Origin of the sequence: Algoriphagus sp. (genome assembly GCF_024642405.1) — a bacterium.
Lineage (GTDB): Bacteria > Bacteroidota > Bacteroidia > Cytophagales > Cyclobacteriaceae > Algoriphagus.
In genome coordinates this window covers 1-3596 of the sequence record NZ_JAHEBC010000373.1, presented here as the reverse complement: position 1 = coordinate 3596, position 3596 = coordinate 1, and the positions used below count along the sequence as shown (strand labels likewise).

Here is a 3596-nt window from a genome sequence, read left to right as displayed (position 1 = left end):
TTTAAAACCATATCTGATGGCAATACTATCTGCTTCATGTTCGCGTTCCCGCTTATATTCATCTGATAACGAATAACGAATTCCATAAGCAATCATTCCAACATTAGAATGATTTTCATAGTCAATCATATGTCCTAATTCATGTGCAAACCATCCTCTTAAAACATCTTCGGGCAAATCAGCAACATGAAGTTCTCCCGAGTCCAGCACTTTCTCCGCTACATCTATTCTATATCCTCTTTTAGTACCAAAAACCTGACTGAAATCGATCACAGGTTGGGCTTGCATCGTTGAACCTGACAGACGCCTTTGAACGACTTCGAATCCATAGTGATGAAGAGATTCATAATGTTGCCACACTTCAATAAATACTTTTTTAATTTTATCATTAATCCCGGAGGAGAAAGCTATTGAGTTATTGACTTTAGAATTCGAAGTCTCAGATTGAAAGGCAAGAACCGCTAAAACTGAAAGAAATATTAAACCTATAAAAACTTTGTATTTGTGTACCATTACTATTAAAAGAACAAAGAATATACCACCGATGTTTAAAGAAAATATTAGAAAGAATTCAATTTTGTATTGAAAGCTTCTTCATTATCCTTCAAAAAAATCATTATTAAGTTTTGGTATTAACCAATACATTAAAAGCTAAGAGCGTATTTCAATTATTATAAGCTGGAAAATTCTTATGCCAACACTATCAATGTTTTTAGCCAAAAAAACCCGGGTTTTCAACCCGGGCTTTCAAATCCTAAATTTTATAGGCCTTAATTCGAATTACTTCCAATATTACCTTGCGCAACAATTACTCCCAGTTCAGCCATAGAAAGGTGTACGTTGATATAGCCATTGATTTCTAATAATTCATTATAAGAAATTGGAGTCATATCATCTAAAGCCACAATGTTACTCATGCTTATGCCTGTGGTTCCATTCACAGGAGTAAAAGTATACAGAATACCTCCGCCCATTGCAGCTGTATTTTCGTGAATATGAGCAGGATGAGTACTTCCAACTATCGTATTCTGAACTTCTAAAATTGCCAAAGTTGAACCATTTGCTCTTTCTCTAAAAGTAGCTGTTCCATTAATTCCTGGAACATCTTTTTCAGCCAAAACATAAGTCTTTGATTCTCCAGTTAACTCATTTTGTCCAATATCTCCTTGGGCGACTATGGTTCCAAGCTCTTGTGCAGAAAGGTGAACATTAATGTATCCATCAAAATCCAAGATTTCATTATAGCCAACCATCATATTGTCATCAAGCATAGAAAAATTGGTTTGACTCATTCCTGAAGCTCCATTTACTGGATTAAATGTAAATAGAATACCACCTCCCTCAATTGCAGTATTCGCATGAATATGAGCTGGGTGCATCCCATCAGCGGGAGTATTCATCAATTCGAGAACTGCTAATGCTTCTCCATTCATGCGCTTTTTAAATGTAGCTAATCCACTTATCCCATCTACATCCTTTTCACCCAATTCAAAGCTTTTTTCTTCCCCGGTCAATTCATTTTGTCCTATATCGCCTTGGGCAACCAAAGTTCCTAATTCAGTGGCAGAAAGGTGAATATTTATGTATCCATCAAATTCCAATAGTTCATCATAAGTAATCATCGTATCATCATCCAATGTAGAAATGTTTGTAACACTCATTCCTGTAGAACCATCAACTGGATTAAAAGAAGCTGCAATTGCTCCACCTTCGGCAGCAGTGTTAAAATGAATATGACCGGGATGCATTCCTCCATCAGGTGTTCCACTTAGCATAATTTTAACCAAAGTTTCATCATTCATGCGTTGGCTAAAAGTTGCTGTACCGCTAATTCCTTGCACGGCGACAGTTCCTAGCGTATAGGTTTTTGATTCTCCAGTTAGAGCATTTTCTCCAATATCTCCTTGAGCAACCAATGTTGCTAAGTCAGAAGAAGAGGCGTGCACATTGATATAACCATCAAAATTGACTAGCTGAGAATAGGAGATAGGAGATCCATCATCCAAGGAACTTACAGTTACACTGCTCATTCCAGTTCCACCCATGACAGTCCCAAGAGTTAGTGCAATATCACCACCTTCAGCTGCAGTATTGAAATGAATATGAGCTGGATGCATTTCTCCATTAGGCGTTCCAGAAAGCATTAGATTGATGGTTGTAGTATTATCATCATTTTCAATAAACTCTGCAGTTCCTGAAATACCTGGGTTTGAAACAGAAGACAAGTTGAATGTTGCATTAGACCCCGTTGGCATAGGCATAGGAATTGGATCCATTTTGTCATCACAACTGATGAAAATAAGAGAGAATAGTAATAAAACTCCTCCCATTAAGTGTTTTAAATAATTCATTTTCGTAAGGTTAGTTAAAATTTTAATTCAGTTCTGCTTCCAATTTGATTGGTTGCAACATCAGTTACGAAGTGAATATCCTTTTTGGATTTAGGGCAGGAATATTTAATTGGAAAAGAAAGGTTTTCTAAAGAAAAACTGCACAAAAGACATTTAAGGAAAGAAATAGCTTTTGATTTAAGGCTGGACTATTGTGAAAGCGACAACAAAGTATTTTCAACCGGATTTGTTAAAAGTTTATTATTTACTCTTTTGAAATAAAAGAAAAATATATCTGTCCATTTAAAGACCCTATCATTTTATCCAAGATGAGAGTATTAATAACCCAAAAAGATAGTTAAAATAAAAAAGCGTAGAAATAAACTACGCTCTAAAAATCTTGTAAATATTTGATTTAGGGTGAAACAATAATAGGCAGTTGTGCTTCAAAAAGATCCGAAAACTTTTTACTACTCATAATATGTCCTTGTTTTTTTGCACTATTAGCCAATTGATAGCCCCATTTAGCTGCTGCCATTCTTTGAAGCGGAGTGCCATGATGACCAGGATCTCCAAAACCACAATCACCAATTAGAAAAAACACCTCAAGAAACTTTTGAACTCTTTTCCATTGCATGCTAGCTCCACGTGCGTGAGAAAGATAATAGGCAGAATAAGCATCTGCCATCAGCTCAGTCCTTCTGGAAGCCTCTGCTGGATCTGTTACCGGACTATCAAATATATTTAATTCAAATTGTATTTGATGTGCAAACTCATGGGCTAAAACTGCTTGAGGAGCAATATCACCAAAGCCTAAAGCAGTAAAACCTTCCAAAAAACCATCACCTAATATTATTTTCCTTGGTAGATCATTTCCAAAGAAGTTCAAGCTTTCAACAGCAAGAGCATTTAAAGTAAAATTCGGGTGTTCACCATTTCTGTATTCAGGGAAAGTTTCAAGAAATGACAACACAGCATCGGCGTAATTTTCTGCTCCTAAAGGGTCTAAACCAAAAAATTCAGTATAAGTTCTAATAAGTCTGTCTCTTTCGAGGAGCATATTTCCATGCATTGCAGCCAAAACAATCTCATTAGAATCAATATCCCAAAATCGTTTCAAGTCTTTAAAAGTCTTGTTAACAGATTGGGTATATTCTCCATCTTTTCCGAAGTACTGATCCTCATTACTGTTTTCGAAAAGAAGCGCATCATAAGTAGGCAATTCATACATTAAGGTTAGGTTTGCAAAATTTATAGAAATATTAC

Annotated in this window: 2 protein-coding genes and 1 pseudogene; all 3 read right to left on the bottom strand. The window is 35.8% G+C overall.

The genetic code is table 11. The annotated features are described in order from the left end of the window. Positions 1–513 (bottom strand): hypothetical protein (locus tag Q0L68_RS17970; protein ID WP_296705641.1); only part of this gene is annotated, 513 nt, incomplete at its 3' end. 257 nt (positions 514–770) lie between these two features. Continuing rightward, positions 771–2351, bottom strand: a complete 1581-nt coding sequence (locus Q0L68_RS17965; RefSeq protein ID WP_296705640.1) for a CHRD domain-containing protein — start codon at positions 2349–2351, stop codon at positions 771–773. A 394-nt stretch (positions 2352–2745) separates the two neighbouring features. After that, positions 2746–3596 (bottom strand): annotated as a pseudogene (locus tag Q0L68_RS17960) (hypothetical protein); the annotation flags it as partial.

What these genes read in the sequence shown, in the direction of transcription:
- Q0L68_RS17965 (WP_296705640.1), bottom strand. Translation starts at nt 2,351, where the DNA reads ATGAATTATTTAAAACACTTAATGGGAGGAGTTTTATTACTATTCTCT.